This is a genomic window from Bifidobacterium criceti (assembly GCF_002286935.1).
GTDB classification, from domain to species: Bacteria; Actinomycetota; Actinomycetes; order Actinomycetales; family Bifidobacteriaceae; genus Bifidobacterium; species Bifidobacterium criceti.
Genome location: NZ_MVOH01000023.1, coordinates 1 through 16102 on the forward strand (window position 1 = coordinate 1; position 16102 = coordinate 16102).

The 16102-nt window shown below is 61.3% G+C and carries 11 protein-coding genes and 1 pseudogene; 2 read left to right on the forward strand and 10 right to left on the reverse strand.

Going from position 1 to position 16102, the window contains the following annotated elements; all coding sequences use genetic code 11:
• The 7 genes and pseudogenes from B1526_RS08645 to B1526_RS08680 all read right to left on the reverse strand — a co-directional run.
• The coding region (locus tag B1526_RS08645) for a transposase family protein (RefSeq protein WP_456061926.1) at positions 1-661 on the reverse strand (661 nt) is incomplete at its 3' end.
• Between the two features lie 1067 nt (positions 662-1728).
• Positions 1729-2442 carry a zinc ribbon domain-containing protein gene (locus B1526_RS08655; protein ID WP_095615656.1) on the reverse strand — a complete coding sequence of 238 codons (714 nt, stop codon included), beginning with the start codon at positions 2440-2442 and terminating at the stop codon, positions 1729-1731.
• A gap of 119 nt (positions 2443-2561) precedes the next feature.
• Positions 2562-4130 (reverse strand): zinc ribbon domain-containing protein, encoded by a 1569-nt coding sequence (locus B1526_RS08660; RefSeq protein WP_095615657.1) that lies wholly within the window; start codon positions 4128-4130, stop codon positions 2562-2564.
• Positions 4131-4148: 18 nt separating this feature from the next.
• On the reverse strand, positions 4149-4868 hold the full coding sequence (locus tag B1526_RS09010; RefSeq protein WP_235607123.1) for a hypothetical protein: 720 nt from the start codon (positions 4866-4868) through the stop codon (positions 4149-4151).
• Positions 4869-5153: 285 nt separating this feature from the next.
• A pseudogene (locus B1526_RS09445) lies at positions 5154-5273 on the reverse strand (hypothetical protein); the annotation flags it as partial.
• A gap of 310 nt (positions 5274-5583) precedes the next feature.
• Positions 5584-6027, reverse strand: a complete 444-nt coding sequence (locus tag B1526_RS08675; RefSeq protein ID WP_095615659.1) for a hypothetical protein — start codon at positions 6025-6027, stop codon at positions 5584-5586.
• A gap of 310 nt (positions 6028-6337) precedes the next feature.
• Entirely contained in the window at positions 6338-7378 is a 1041-nt protein-coding gene (locus B1526_RS08680; protein WP_095615660.1) for a hypothetical protein, read from the reverse strand.
• A gap of 299 nt (positions 7379-7677) precedes the next feature.
• On the opposite strand from B1526_RS08680, the gene B1526_RS08685 reads away from it, so the two are divergent.
• Together B1526_RS08685 and B1526_RS08690 are read left to right on the forward strand one after the other, a co-directional pair.
• A complete protein-coding gene (locus B1526_RS08685) occupies positions 7678-12414 on the forward strand; it encodes an acyl-CoA dehydratase activase-related protein (RefSeq protein WP_095615664.1) in 4737 nt (1578 codons plus the stop codon).
• A 242-nt stretch (positions 12415-12656) separates the two neighbouring features.
• A complete protein-coding gene (locus B1526_RS08690; protein ID WP_095615661.1) occupies positions 12657-13928 on the forward strand; it encodes a glutamate-cysteine ligase family protein in 1272 nt (423 codons plus the stop codon).
• A gap of 141 nt (positions 13929-14069) precedes the next feature.
• On the opposite strand, the gene istB (B1526_RS08695) is transcribed toward B1526_RS08690, so the two are convergent.
• The 3 genes from istB (B1526_RS08695) to istB (B1526_RS08705) form a co-directional block, all read right to left on the reverse strand.
• Positions 14070-14849, reverse strand: a complete 780-nt coding sequence (gene istB / locus B1526_RS08695; RefSeq protein ID WP_095615662.1) for an IS21-like element helper ATPase IstB — start codon at positions 14847-14849, stop codon at positions 14070-14072.
• Complete coding sequence (locus B1526_RS08700) at positions 14846-15433, reverse strand: Mu transposase domain-containing protein (RefSeq protein WP_201260152.1); 588 nt, start codon at positions 15431-15433, stop codon at positions 14846-14848. Before B1526_RS08700 ends, istB (B1526_RS08695) begins: the two co-directional genes overlap by 4 nt.
• A 59-nt stretch (positions 15434-15492) precedes the next feature.
• On the reverse strand, positions 15493-16102 hold a 610-nt coding region (istB, locus tag B1526_RS08705; protein ID WP_095615665.1), incomplete at its 5' end, for an IS21-like element helper ATPase IstB.

Consider the following 16102-nt stretch of genomic DNA (forward strand, 5'->3'; position numbering starts at 1 on the left):
GAAGCACCTGGGCGGAACGGCCCGGCACCATGTCCAGCAGTCTTGCCGGCCTGCCGTCGCAACGCGGGGTCAGGTCGACGATCACGGTCACGTACCGGTCTCCGAACGCGCCGTGGCGCCACACGTGCTCGTCCACGCCGATCGCGCGCACCGAGGAGAACCGGTCGGCCTGCTCGAGCAGCAGCATGCCCTGCTCGCGCACCGCCCGGTCGACCACCGCCCATGCCACATGAAGCAGCCTGGCGCACGCCGAGACAGTCATCGAGTCCAGGCACACGCGCCGCAGCGCCCACATCACCGCCGGCACGCTCAACACGCCCCTGCCGGCGCCCACCGCCTCAAGATCATCGCTCCACGAGCGTGAGCACGGCACGCACTCGTAGCGGCGCACGCGCACCAGCAGATGCACCGCGTCGTCGCCGTAGGGCACATGCGCCAGCGTGCGCAGCCACGACGAACGCACCCTGGCATACGCGCCGCACGAGGGGCACCAGCGTGCGTCGTGCGAGTCCGGCTCGCACCTGATCTGCCTTAATCCCGGGCCGTCCGGCCTGCCAAGACGCCGCCACGAGAGCACACGAAGACCCATCTCATCCAAACCAAGGAAACGTTGGGGGTCGAACACGATAAACTCGGGTTCAGGCCGTGTTTCCTCATTCAATTTTTCTATCACACAAGCAATGATGAAGCACGGCCCTTACACACTAACTTGAGAAGAGCCCCATAAGTTCTATGGTCCGCAAAACGAACAGGATTATATGTTCCCCGTCGCAGCGCCGGCATCGTCGAGGGAAATCGGCACCGATCTCGTCGCGGCATGTTTTTCGCTCGATGATATGGATCTGCTGTTGTGCACATTCGATCCGCGTGAACACGTCGTGCACGGATATGTGTATGACATGACCGCGACCCATAAAACCGTCATCGGTACGAGACATGATGCGAACAAGGAAGGTGTATTCGCGTTCCGTGGATACAGCGTTGCGTTGACGGCGTATGCAGGCGGGTGGATGATGGCGGTCGGCGACGAGGTCGTTGCGTTGAACCAAGACGGCATGGCCGTTGTGGAGGTTCCGCTCATGCCGCTTTCGTCCGGACGGAGTCCGATATTCATCGATACCCGTATGGGCGACGGTGCGACGCTTGCGGTCGTCGTCGATGATTCGCTGCTGTGCACAATCGTGGATGTCGCGACGTCGGAATCGGCGGACCAGTATCTGGCACGTCCCATGGGTGCCGATGGCAGATATGCGGACGTGGACAACATATGCCTGTCCGCTGACGGTGCGTACCTATACATCCTCTTCACGGATGGAAGTACGCGATGGGTGAGCGCATACGATATTTCGTCGCTGTATGGGCAACGGTCGGCGATGCCAGGGAACGGCTCCACGCGCAGCCGCAATCTTGTGCAGGATCATTGGACGTCCAGTGGCGGTGACGGAAACACGCCCGCTGCGGGGAAGCCCGCACGTTCCCGGTCCCATTCGAGTTCCAGCACTGGGGCGCGGGGATCGTCAGGGGCGCGGAAACCGACGTCGGCGGCGAAGGGCCGGAAGCCTGCAAAGAGTGCGGAACCTGCGGAAACACCAAGCTTTGGCGGATGGTCAGACTGGGAAGACGACCGTTCCGCGTCTGATGCGTCCCGTACCTCGTCCACGCAGAACGACGATGACCAGCCATCGTTCAATGGCTGGTCATCGTGGTGACGGAATGATCAATCGGTCGTCATTGCATGACGCCGCTCTCAAGATACTTATCGATCGGAATCGATGCGATCAATGCTCCGTCCCTGTCGGTCAGTTTCACCGTGAACCCGAGATTGGAGATACCGGTCATCTGTCGGAAATCGTTTTGTATCTTTCCAATGTATTCTTTGGCGATCATGTTGTTGTAGTCGTTCAAATCGTTTTCCGTGTATGTGTAGCAATCGCTGCTATCTAAAGCTTGGCACAACGTCCATTCCTTGGATGATGAATTCGAACGGTCAAAGACGACTGAGGGGAACTTCACCGTGATGACCACTGTATTGCCTTCAGCCTTCGCCGAAGCGCGGAAGCTGTAACCATTGGCGGCGCTTATGCCTTCAGCGGCAAGGGAGAACAGGTTGACGACGCCTTCCAGATTCTTCTTGTTCCCTGTCTGTGCTGGTTTGGCGATGAGGATCCACGCGAGCAGAATGGTCTCGATGACGCATACCACCGCTACGATGATTGCCCATAATGGCTGCTGCCCACTGTGTGGGGTTTTCGCGATGGGTGCGGTGCTGACGGGCGCATTCATCGCGCCGATGGTGCTCGGTGATGGTGCTGGCGCCGTCACCGGTGCTGGGACCGCAGCGGGTGTCTGGGGTGCTGCGTCGGATTGGCTGAGCGTAGCGCCGCACGACGTGCAGAAGCGGGCATCGTCAGTGTTCTTCGCTCCGCATTGTGTACAAAACATGTGCTGTTCCTTCTATCGGTGTAATGGGGGTGGGTTGTGTCGGATGCCATCCGTACGTTCAGGATGGTGGTCTGGATACGGGATTGTTATCGATGCCGCGTATCGCCAATGGCGGACCGTCACTGTTTGACGAGGAGGCCTTCGTCGTATTCGCGCTGCGAGGTCGGCATCTGCATGATGAATGTTGATATTCTGGGGACATCGGTGCGCTCTTGCACATCCCTGAAGCCTTCCTTCGAGTCCTTCGTCACTATCTTGATGATTGGTAGGCCCTCTCCGGTCGTGCCCCACATATAGGTGCCATCCATGGGTGATATGAACGAAGTGGCGTCGAAGGGGACCATCTGCGGCGTATTGCCATCGTCCATCGTGCGCAGGGTTGTGCAATCCTTGCGCAACGTGATCGTCGTACCATCCTTCGCCGTATAGGTGCCGGCGTTCGCTTCGCAGATCTTGTGTGCCTTGTCGTAGACCGTGTCGAGCGACTTCGACGAATCGTTTATGCGTTCCTTGAGGAATGCGTCGGTGTCGTCCTTTGATTTGTAATATATCGATGCACTCGAAGGACTGTCGCATTCGGTCGTCATCGAGATGCGCATGTATTCGAGATCTTCGAGTCCGTCAAAACCGAGCCCCATGGATCGGTATGGATAGTACTCCGTGTCGATGGGTACTCCGGGCGCTGCCGCGACAACACAGGCGGTGATGTCACCATCGGAGGCTTTCCATTCCGCGGAGCCAAAATCATGCGATATCATCTCGATGGAATCGAGATTGACTCTTTGAGACGGCCGACTATCGCCAATCATGCTGTCGATGTCGCCGCTGAACGCCGCCTCAAGGTCGTCGAGGGCGGTATTGGTGTATTGGACGAAACGTAGTCCGCAACTTTCGTCGATGACTATGTTGGCAAAGTCCTCTTTGTCCAGATGACGACGATACTTATAATTCCCCGCGATGAAGGTGCAGCTCGGCATATTGTAATTACCGGCCGTCGCCTGCATTTCCTTCATCGTATCGATATAGGGGATGAGGGATTCGATCTCGGCGATGCCTTTGTCAAGGTTGGCTTCGTTGCTGTGTTCCTGTGAAAGCTGCGAGCGCAGCTGATCGGTCGTGTCGGTTACGGAACAGAAGATTTCGAAGTTGTTCCTCATCTGTCCGATGTTGGAGTTGAGGTTCCCCACCGCCATGCTGCCGTATGTGCTGTCCGAGTTTCGGTAGCGCAGGAAATCAGTCTTCTCGTATACGTCGAGCTTCTTGCTGAGCGCATCGATCTTCTCGTGGCGTTGCGTATTGTATTGTTCGCATGCTTGATATGCCGTGTCGTGCTCATGCTGCAGCCATGTGTGCCCGACGAGTACGGCGATTGCGGCGATCAGGACGAGCGCGACCGTGCCACACAATACCCATGTACGCGCGCTGTAATGTTTTCTCGCGGTCGATGCGCTGTCGGGGGATACAGGGGAGGCGGCGGCCGCGGGAGCGTTGGGAACTGCGGGAACTGCGGGAACTGCGGGAATCGCGGGTGCTGCGGGAATCGCGGGTGCTGCGGGAGTGGACGTCGCCTGTGCTGGAGGTTTCGCCGTGAGCGGCTGCCCGCAACTTGTGCAGAACTTGGTGTTCGGGCGGACCGGTTTTCCGCAATTGCTGCAGAATTGTGGGGAGGGGGATTGTGGAGTGCTCATGACGGGAACCTCTGTTGGTCAGGAGAATAGGCCGAATGTGTGTCCGAGCGTCGTGAACAGCACGATGATGAGGATGAGGCTCGGCAGGCACAGGATGAATCCGGTGATCGCCAGACCGCGCGGCTTGCGGAACATGCCGATGAAGCTGAGGACCAGACCGAGGATCCAGATGACGGCGCCGCCGATGAGTGTCCACGAGAACAGGATGCTCATCAACGAAAGCACGAAGCCGGCGGTGCCGACGCCGTTGCTCTTCTTCTCGGGGGCCGTCTGGATGATGATCGTCTGCGGTGCGCCGGTTGCCGGGATCTGCTGCACCGGCTGCTGTTGGGCCATCGGTGTGGCGGGCATAGTGGCGGCGGTCATTGCGGCAGTGTCTGGTGACGGGATCGACTGCATGGTTGCCATCATCGTTGCTGGTGTGGCGCCGGGTGTCGGCGGTATCGTGGATGGCATCATGGCACCGGTGTTCGCGATGCTGTTCGCGGGGATGGCGGAGGCTTGGGTTTGGGACTGGGGCTGGGTCTGGGCGGTGCCGTCGTTTGCGAAGGCTTCGCGTAGTGAGGTCTCGAATCTGCAAGGCTTGTCGCCGACATATGCTGCGCCTGCATACAACGCGAAGAGGAATATGGCGACGGGGATGAGGCCCCACCAGCGCAGTCCCGCGACGAGTGCGACGACGATGAGCAGAGCGAGCAGCACACAGATCGCATTGCTCGCGACGAACCCAGGCATCACGGCGAGGTTCTCTTCGACATCACCGAGGGGACTGTTCGAGGTACGGGTCGACGGTGCCGCCGGTGCGGGCGGATAATACGGTGAGCCTGCGTTCGTTGCCGCAGTCGGTACAGTTGCGGCTGCCGGCATTGACGGATTCGGCATGCCTGGAGCAGGCGGCAGGTCTGGAATCGGCAGACCATTCGAAACGGATGGTGCGGCCGGCGTAGGCGGTATCGTCGGCATGGAAGCGCTCGCGGTTGCGGACGATATCAATTGGATGCCGCAGTGCGTGCAGAAACGGGCGGTATCCGGTACGGTCGCGTTGCAACTTGTGCAAATCATTGGACTCTTCTCCCTTGTCCTCTTTCCGACTTCCTCTTCTCGCTGCCATCCACTCGTTAGTCGCCACACAGTGAATGCCATATACAGTATGCCATATTTCGCACTTCCGTCAAAGAAAGCGCGAAATAATGTCCAATATCATCGAATATGCAGATGACGCATATATGGCGTATGTGGTGCACTGTGTAGCGCGAGGTGACCTTTGCGGATATCGTCGTGATTGCTTGTCGGCGCCGGATATGAGACTGGCGCGGGAGATTCCATCATTGGCAATCTCTCCGCGCCAGTCGCTGCATCGTCGTGGGATCCGATCAGTGAGTCAGATCGTTTGCGCCAATCCAAGAAGGCAGGTCCAAGAGCTGGCATGCAGAATGCCGACTGCCGACTTGGGTCAGTTCCACGGAACCCATGTGCTGCGCGAGCCTTCGTCGATCTTGAACGACAGCGTCGAGCGGCTGTATGTGTTCGTCATCGGGTTGTAATATGCGCTCGCGCCACGGCTGTGGATAAGGGATTCGAGCGTGGTCCATACGGCGTGCACGCCGATGCCGTTGTCGACGAGGACGATGAACACGGCCGCCTTGGCGCCATGGCTCGTGGATTCGGACAGCGCGGCGTTGATCTTCTGCTGCTTGTAGGTGACCTCCGGATTGTTGTTGGCGCGGCGGTCACGCATGCTGACGATGACGCCAAGGCTTTCCCCCGGACGGCTCGCGATGAAATTGACGCCGCTGCCGTTGACGTCGCGGATCTGGTAGCCGTGGCTCTGGAACGCGCGGCGGGCGTAGTCCTGTGCGGTCATCGAATAACCGGGAATGGGCGTTTCACGCATCATGCTCCCCCTATTGGTGAGTGACCTGAAGGCCATATGTATATAACATCAAACAAGTCTAAGTGAGTCGTTGTGTGCTGTCAACTATGGTATGTCCATATCGAAAATGCTGGAATATCAACAAATTAACTTACATACATATGGCTGAAGGATGGTGGATGGCGTTGTTCCAATATGACATATGTATATTGCGATGCGACTGCGATGTTGTGTCACCGATTGCTGTATTTTCCGCACGCCGGTACGCTGAGACGTCCGTCACCGTACCGCACTGCGGTATTTCACGCGCTGCGGTACACGCTGCACAGGGGTGCTACTTCGCTTTTGCGGCTTGCGCATCGATCCAGTTGTTGACGACGGAGATCGCCTCGTCGAGCGTCGCTTTGCCGGCCTTATAGATCCTCGAATTCGTGATCGGTGACAGGTCGAGTTTTTCGGCTGCATCTATCGCGGACTGCAACCCTTCGCTGATTTTCTTCCCGGCCGCGGAATCGCCGTACTGTTGTTTGAGCGAGCTCAGCAGACCTTTCGCGTGTTCGAGCGAATCCTTGAATCCGCGTTTTGCATTGTCCACGTCATTGTTCGCACCGTCGGACGCACTGTCGTCCTTCGTATCCGCGGAACTGTCCGCATTCGGCGAACCGTTGATGAATTCGAGCGCTTTCTTCTTCCAATCGCTGCCGTTGAGCAGATTGTCCTGTTCCTTCTGCTGTTTGGTAATATCATTGACTGATTCATTGAGCGATGTCGTCGCGCTCGTGACCGTGTCGGCGACAAGGTTGAGTTGGGTAATCGTCGCGTTCGTCGCGCACCCTTCCGTCGACACGGTCCCTTCTGCGGCGCCCGCCGCTTTCGCGACCGCGTCGATCATGCCGTCGACGCCGAGTGTGTCGAGCGCCCACTGCTGCACCGCGGACAGGTTCTTCGTCGTGTTGACGAGTCTCTTGCGCGCGTCGCTGAAATCGGCGACCGCGGCACGGCAGCGGACGAGCGCCTCGGCATGTTTGTTGCTGTAGACGATCGCGCCGCATATGCCCGCGACGAGTGCGATCGCGACGATGATTGCGGTGACAATCGGCCACTTTTTGCGCGGTTTGTTGTTGTCTCCGGCGTCGCCGCCGCCGTTGCCATCGTCGATCGGCGGTTCCTCGGGCGGATAGCTCGCGGGTGCCGGCTCCGCGGGACGTGGGGGGAGTGGTACGGTCGCCGGTTCCTCCTCGATATGTTCGTCGATGTCGATGCGCATCGTCGGCGACGTCGGGGATGACGGCTGTGCCGGCGTCTGCGGGAACACGGACGTCGGCGCCGTCTGCGGATTGTCGGGATCGTTGGTCTCAAATGCACGTTCGGACATGGGCACCCCCGTTTGCTGATCTGCTGTGTGCACGGCTTACGATACCGGCGATTGTAGCAGCGTTCCTTCCCGGTGAACGTTATCGTGCATTTTTTCGCTGCGTGACGGTACGCTCCTACGTGCGGTACGCCGGCGGTCGCGTCAGCGTACCGGAGTGCGGTGTTTCACATGCGGAAGGGTGGACGACGTACCGGCTCACCACTAGAATAGCGAGGATTATGTCGGACGGCCGAAACGTCCAAGGTAGGATGCGCGGCCGTTCGCATACGTACGCAATCGAGACGGAATACGAGGTAATGATGGTGCATACGGTGCCGACCGACCAGTCGACCGACGACACAGGGAAGCTCGCATCGCCTTCCATCGACCCCGCGCATATCCGCATCGGCCTCGACATCGGCTCGACGACCGTCAAGGCCGTCGTGCTCGACGGTTCCGATACGCTCGACGATGCGTTGTTCTGCGATTACCGCCGCCACCATGCGAACGTGCGCGCGACGATGCAGGGCCTGCTCGAAGACATCGCGCATATGTTGCGCGTGCGGGGACGCGCCGACGAGCCCGTGCGCCTTGCGATCACCGGTTCGGGAGGTCTTGCGCTCGCCGACGCGATCCATGTGCCGTTCGTGCAGGAGGTCATCGCCGAGACGCGCGCGATCGACGAGCAGGTCCCGCAAGCAGACGTCATCATCGAACTCGGCGGCGAGGACGCGAAGATCACGTATCTCAAACCGACGCCCGAACAGCGGATGAACGGGTCGTGCGCGGGTGGCACGGGCGCGTTCATCGACCAGATGTCGACACTTTTGGACACCGACGCCGCCGGTCTCAACGAGATGGCGCGCGCGTACGAACACCTGTATCCGATCGCGTCGCGCTGCGGCGTCTTCGCGAAGACGGATCTGCAGCCGCTCATCAATGACGGCGCCGCGAAACCCGACCTCGCCGCGTCGATCTTCACGGCCGTCGCGACGCAAACGATCGCAGGACTCGCGTCCGGACGTCCGATCCATGGCACCGTCGTGTTCCTCGGTGGTCCGTTGTTCTTCATGTCCGAGCTGCGCGAGGCGTTCCGCCGTGCGCTCGACGGCAAGGTCGACGAGTTCGTGACACCCGAGGACGCCCACCTGTACGTCGCGTACGGCGCCGCGCTCATCGCCGGCGAACCCGGCCAGTGGGAGGGGAGCGGCATCATCGCCGAGCGCACATGCGCGCAGGTCATCGCCGCGCTCGACGACGCGAAACGTCTCACGGGCACCGCGCATACGATGCCGCCACTGTTCGCGACCGATGAGGACCGTGAGCGCTTCGGCGCACGTCACCATCGCGAGCATGTGCACGTCGGCACGCTCGAAGGCGCGACCGGTCCGCATTTCCTTGGCATCGACGCCGGATCGACGACGATCAAGGCGACGCTCGTCAACGACGACCGTGACATCGTCTGGTCGTCGTATGCGACGAACGACGGTTCGCCGTTGACGGCCGCAATCGACATCGTCAAACGCATCCAACGTGAGCTCCCCGCGGACGCGTGGATCGCGCGCAGTTGCGCGACCGGTTACGGCGAAGGCCTCATCGCGACGGGACTGCACCTCGATGAGGGCGTCGTCGAGACGATGGCGCACTACCGCGGCGCCGAGGTGACGAGCCCCGGTGTGACCGCCGTGATCGACATCGGCGGCCAGGACATGAAATACCTCGCCGTCAACGACGGCGTCATCGATTCGATCGCCGTCAACGAAGCCTGCTCGTCCGGGTGCGGTTCGTTCCTGCAGACCTTCGCACAGTCGATGGGGCTTTCAATCGAGGAGTTCACGCAGGCCGCGCTCAACTCGACGCATCCCGTCGACCTTGGTTCGCGGTGCACCGTGTTCATGAACTCGTCCGTCAAACAGGCGCAGAAGGAAGGCGCGAGCGTCGAGGACATCGCCGCAGGCCTGTGTTATTCCGTCGTGCGCAACGCGCTCTACAAGGTCATCAAACTGCGCGACTCCGGCGAACTAGGCGACACCGTCGTCGTCCAGGGCGGCACGTTCCTCAACGACGCCGTGCTGCGCGCGTTCGAACTGCTCACCGAACGCGACGTGACACGTCCGAACATCGCGGGACTCATGGGCGCGTACGGCGCCGCGCTCACCGCACGCATGCACTACGACGACGTCGCCGACGACACCGACGGCGACGCGCGCAGCGGCGAGACGCTCACGGCGAACGTGTGCGGCGCCGAACATACGATATCGTCGATCCTCACCGGTGACGCGCTCGACGCGCTCACGATGACGACCGAACGTGACGTGTGCAAACTGTGCCAGAATCATTGCAAGCTCACGATCACGACATTCCACGACGGTTCGCGGTACGTGACCGGCAACCGTTGCGAACGCGGCGGCGACGCGAAACGCAAACGTTCCGACCGTCCGAACCTCTACGACTACAAATACAAACGAGCGTTCGCATACCGCAGACTCACCGACAACAAGGCGACGCGCGGCGAAATCGGCATCCCACGTGTCCTCAACATGTACGAGAACTACCCGTTCTGGTTTACACTGCTGACGAACCTCGGATTCAAAGTCGTCATCTCGGGACGGTCGAACCATGAACTGTTCGAAACCGGCATCGAATCGATCGCGTCCGAGAATATCTGCTATCCGGCGAAGCTCGTCCACGGCCACATCACCTGGCTCCTCAACAAAGGCATCCGCACGATCTTCTACCCGTGCGTCAGCTTCGAGGACGACCTCGTGCCCGACGCCGACAACCATTACAACTGCCCCGTCGTCGCGAACTACCCGGTCGTCATCGACGCGAACATGGAAGCGCTGCGCGCCGACGGCGTACGATTCATGAAACCATACTTCAACCTCGCGAACCACGACCTCATGGTCGACCGCATCGTCGAGGAATTCGCATGGGCCGGCGTCACACGCGACGAAGCCGAAACCGCAGTCGCCGCCGCCTACGCCGAAGACAGCGTCTTCAAACACGACGTGCGGCAGGAAGGGCTGCGCGCGCTCGCCTATATGAAGGAACACGGATGCCGCGGCATCGTGCTCGCAGGCCGCCCCTACCACGTCGACCCCGAAATCAACCACGGCATCCCCGAAACGATATGCTCGCTCGGCATGGCCGTGCTCTCCGAGGATTCCATCAGCTGGCTCGACGCCGACAACACGCCCGACGTGAGCGCCTACCTCGCGGAAGGGGAGGACAATCCGCGCGCGCACGACGCCGACGGGTTCCGCCACGCGCACGCAGCCACAAAACTGCCATTGCGCGTCATGAACCAATGGGCATACCATGCGCGCCTCTACCAGGCGGCCGACGTCGTCGCCCACCATCCCGGACTCGAACTCGTCCAACTCAACTCGTTCGGATGCGGACTCGACGCGATCACAACGGATCAGGTCGCCGAAATCCTCGCCGACAAAGCGGACGTGTACACGATGCTCAAAATCGACGAAGTCTCCAACCTCGGCGCCGCGAAAATACGGTTGCGCTCGCTCAAAGCGGCAATCGAGGAACGCGAACGGAACAAGGAAACGGCGGACGCCTCGAATACGGAAACGGCGGACGCTGCGCCCACGGCGACGGGCACGTTCCGCAAAACCGGCGCCCTCGCGCCGACACCAGGCAGGCAGGCAATGCTCGACGCGATCATGGCGGCGCGCGGCACGACAAACGCCACACCGAACACCACCACAGACAACGCGTTGCGCGCACCGCACACGAAACGCGCGCGCACAGCGACGATGAGCCACTACGCGCAACACGTGCCCTTCACGAAAGCGATGCGCAAAACCCACACGATCGTCGCGCCACAAATGAGCCCAATCCACTTCCGACTCGTCGAAGCCGCCGTCCGTGCAAGCGGCTACCACTTCGACGTCCTCGACCACGCCGACAAAACCGACGTCGAAACCGGACTCAAATACGTCAACAACGACGCGTGCTACCCGGCGATCATGACCGTCGGACAGCTCGTCGAAGCCATCAAATCCGGCAGATACGACCCGGACACGACAGCGCTCGCCATCACCCAGACCGGCGGCATGTGCAGGGCAACCAACTACTACGCCCTCATCCGCAAAGCACTCATCGACGCAGGCTACCCACAGATCCCCGTCCTCGCGATCTCCACACAAGGATTCGTCGACAACCCCGGATTCACACCAACCGTGCCCCTGCTGCACCGCGTCGCGAAATCACTCATCCTCGGCGACCTGCTGATGAAATGCCTCTACCGCGTACGCCCATACGAACAACGCCCAGGAAGCGCCAACCGACTCTACGAACGGTGGAACGCGATCATCCGCGAAACCCTCCTCAACCACGGACGCTCGACGATGGCGCGCAACGTCTTCGGACGCGAACATTGGACATACGCGGCGCTCGCGAAAGGCATCGTGCGCAGCTTCGACGCACTCCCACGGCGCGACGTGCCACGCAAGACACGCGTCGGCGTCGTCGGGGAGATCCTCGTCAAATACCATCCGGACGCGAACAACCACGTCGTCGACGTCATCGAATCACAGGACTGCGAAGCCGTCGTGCCGGGCATCATCGACTTCATGACGATGCGCCCGTACATCAACGAATGGAACGAACACAACATCGGCACCGGGCGCAACAAGGCGCTCATGGCCGCGTTCAAAGGTGTCATCAACGCGTATATGAAACCCGTGCGCGACGCGCTCGGCGCCTCGGACACATTCGACAACGATCTGCCGATGGGCGAACTCGTCAAGAAGGCGGCGACCGTCACCTCGATCGGCGTACAGGCGGGCGAAGGATGGCTCCTGAGCGGTGAAATCGTCGAACTCATCGAATCCGGCTGTCCGAACGTCATATGCGCGCAGCCGTTCGCATGCCTGCCGAACCATGTGACCGGACGCGGCATGTTCGGCAAGATCCGCAGGATGTATCCGGAAGCGAACATCGTGTCGATCGACTATGACCCCGGAGCGAGCGAAGCGAACCAGCTCAACCGCATCAAACTGATGATCGCGGCGGCGAAAAAGGCCGCACGTCGCTGACGTGCGTCTTCTTCGCCGCCGCCTTCGCGGCAAGCCGCTCACCGAACCTACGGACGCCCCACTGGGACGTCCGTTTGACGGTTCGGCCGCGAAAAAGGCCGCGCGTCGCTGACTCGCGCCTTCTTCGCCGCCGCCTTCGCGGACGTCATCGGTACGATTCACGCACGAATTTGTACAGATTATTGAAAAGTTTTAGAACACGCGCGCCGTGTCCCCATGTGCACACGTTACTATGGGCGTTTATGACGACACCACGAGTTTCATATGCGCATCTGCTCGCCCAAACGAACCCGAAGCACGTGCGCAGCCTTGTCCGCTTCTTCGAGGAAGGATGCTCCGCACCGGGCACCGGGGGATTCGGTGTGGAAATCGAACATCTGCCCGTGCACAACGCCGACGACACCGCCGTCACCTACGGCGAGGCGAACGGCGTCGAGGAACTGCTGCTGCGTCTGCGGCCCTATTATGACGCCGACGAGGAATACTGGCAGGACGACCACCTCGTCGGCCTCGCGCGCGAAGGACTCGCGATATCACTCGAGCCGGGCGGACAGATCGAAACCTCGATCGGCATCCTGCGCACACCCGGGGAACTGCTCGCATTGCACGGCAGGTTCATCGCCGAAGCGCAGCCGATCCTCGACGAACTCGGCTTCCGCCTCGTCAACTACGGATACCAGCCGAAGACATCGTATGCGGACATCCCACTCAACCCGAAACTGCGGTATGCGGCGATGAACGAATACCTCGGACGCATCGGACAGTTCGGACCGTGCATGATGCGCGCATCCGCGTCGACACAAGTGAGCATCGACTACACGAGCGAACGCGACGCGATCGACAAGATGCGCCTCGGCACCGCGATCGGACCGATCCTCGCATGGTTCTTCCGCAACACCCCGTATTTCGAAGGCGAACGCAACCCGTGGCCGCTGTGCAGACAGCGGATGTGGGACTACCTCGACGTGCAACGCACGAACGTGACCCCCGGACTCTACGATGAGCGGTTCAGTTGGGAGGACTACGCCGTCGATGTGCTCAGCACGCCGCTCATGTTCGCCGACCTGACGCATACGCCGGAATACGACGGACGCCCCGCCCACGACGTCGAGTTCGCCGCCTTCCGCGAGAACGCGGCCGACGTGTACCCCGACCGCGAACTCAACGCATACGAGATCAACCATGTCCTGTCCACCCATTTCAACGATGTACGCCTCAAGAACTTCATCGAAATGCGGCACTGGGATTCGCTGCCGGTGGAGCGCGCCGAAAAACTCACACAAGTCGTGAACGATTTGTTCTACGACCCGGAGCGCCGCGGCAGGCTCGAATCGTATTTCAGCGGTCTGACCGGCGAAGACGTGCACGCCGCGAAGGCCATGCTGCAGTCGCGCGGGGGAGACGCGAAGCCGTATGATCAGCCGATGGAGTACTGGGCGGAGGTACTGGGCGTCGAGGATACGCGCGCGGACGTGCCAGGGGATGCGATGCGGCCGGAGGTAAGGCAGGGGTAGGTTGGGAACGCGATTATTAATGTGTTTTGTCAAGTTGAAGTGGTCCGTTTGAGCGTGTTGCTTTGGTCCAAGTGAGCGGCAGGAATTGGTCCATTTGAGCACGGGGTTCCTGCCGCCCGTTTGTTTTGTTGTCGTGTGTGGTTATTCCATGAGCGCGTGGGTGCGCCGGTACGAGTCGCCGTCGAAGCGGATCATGCGCCCGTGGTGCACTGTCCGGTCGATGATGGCGGCGGCCATGTTCGGGTCGCCGAACACGCGTCCCCAGCCGCTGAATTCGATGTTCGTGGTGAAGATCACGCTCTGACGTTCATACGCATTGGTGACGACCTGGAACAGCAGGCGACTGCCTTCCTCATCGACGGGCACGTAGCCGAGCTCGTCGATGATCAGGAGCCCCGCCTTGCCGATCATGGCGAGTTCCTTGTCGAGCCGGTTGTCCGTTTTGGCGCGCAGCAGGCGCATGACCAGTCCGGCGGCGGTGAAGAAGCGCGTCTCCGTGCCTTCCCTGCATGCTTTGCGGCCGAGGGCGATGGCCAGGTGCGTCTTGCCCGTGCCGGGAGGCCCGAACAGGACCACGTCCTCGTGCCGCCCGGTGAATTCGAGCGACTCGAGCGACTCGCGCCCGTAATCGACCGGGAAGCGGACCGGTGTCCAGTCGTACCCGTCGAGTTCCTTGGATTGGGGGAACCCGGCCTGTCGCAGCAGGCGCGCGCGTTTCGAGCGCCCGCGGGACGCGATCTCCTCGCGCATCCATGTTTCCATGAACGCCATCTGCGCCGCGGTCGCCTCCTCCAGGCTGTCGGCGAGGACCTGCCGGGTCAGCGGCAGGCCGCGCGCGAGTTCCATGATCGCCTCCATCCGGCGCCCGGTCGAGGCGCGCCGGCGCCTGGTGTCCTGTTCCTTGCCGTTTCCCGTGCTCATGCCATGTCTCCGTTCCCCTCGCGGCCGGGTCTGTTGAACTTGTCGTAGACGCTCAGGTCCGGGACGGGCGTGTCCACGGGCGCCTCCCCCTGGGCGATGCGCCGGGCCATCACGTCCACGCTCGCCGCGTCGATCGGCCTGCCCGTGGACGCAAGGTGGTCCGCGGCGCGCACCGCCGCGTCGAACCCGCTCTCCGTGCTGGCGCGCGCCAACACCCGGAACGCGCCGCGTCTGGCGGCCGCGTCCATCCCGTCGAGCGCTTCGCGCAACGCGTCGGGCACGTCACCGCGGATCGGGCTCTCGCCCCACGCGCGGGTTTTGCGCACCAACGCCGGCAGGACCGCCGCCGGGTCGCGGACCGTGCCGGACGCCTCGCCGTACGCGCGGGGCAGGCCCGCGACCTTCCTGCCGTCACCGGTGCGGATCTCCACGTCGAACGCGCGCAACCCGACCTCGAGCCGCCATCCACGCCATGACGGGCCTGCAAGATACCTGTGCCCGTCGACGGCGACGACGCCCTCCTTGTCGGCCTTGCGGGACTCCCACTCGACCGCGTCGAACCGCGTGCGCGGCAACGGCGCCATCGCGTGTATTTTGTCAAGTCGGTGTTTTGGTTTTGGTCATGTAGTTTTTTCGGTTTTGGTCATTGGGGCATGCTGGTCGTGGTTGATTGGTTGTTGGTGTGGTCGAACATGAGGGCTTCGCTCATGCGTCGGCTTGGTCCGTGGAATTCGATGAGGCGTCCGTGGTGGACGATGCGGTCGACGATCGCGGCGGCGAGTTTGTCATCCGCGAAGATGGTGCCCCATTTGCCGAATTCGATGTTGGTGGTGAAGATGATGCTGCGTCGTTCATAGGCGCCGGCGATGATCTGGTAGAGCAGGCGGGCGCCGTCGATGTCGAAGGGCACGTAGCCGAATTCATCGAGGATGATCAGATCGGCGCGGGCCAGGTCCTTGAGGATCTGATCGAGACTGCCGGCGCGTTTGGCCTTGCCCAGTTGCAGGACGAGTTCGGCGGTCTGGCAGAAGCGCACGGCGCGTCCCTGTCCGATGGCTTTGACGCCCAGGGCGGTGGCCAGGTGGGTCTTGCCTCGTCCGGTGCGTCCGTAGAAGACGAGGTCCTGGGCGTGGTCGAGGAACTCGAGGCTGGTGAGTTGGTCCCTGGTGTAGCCGTCGGGTAGTCGCACGTGGGTATAGTCGTAGCCGTCGAGGGTTTTCATGACGGGGAACCTGGCGCGGCGCAGGAGTCGT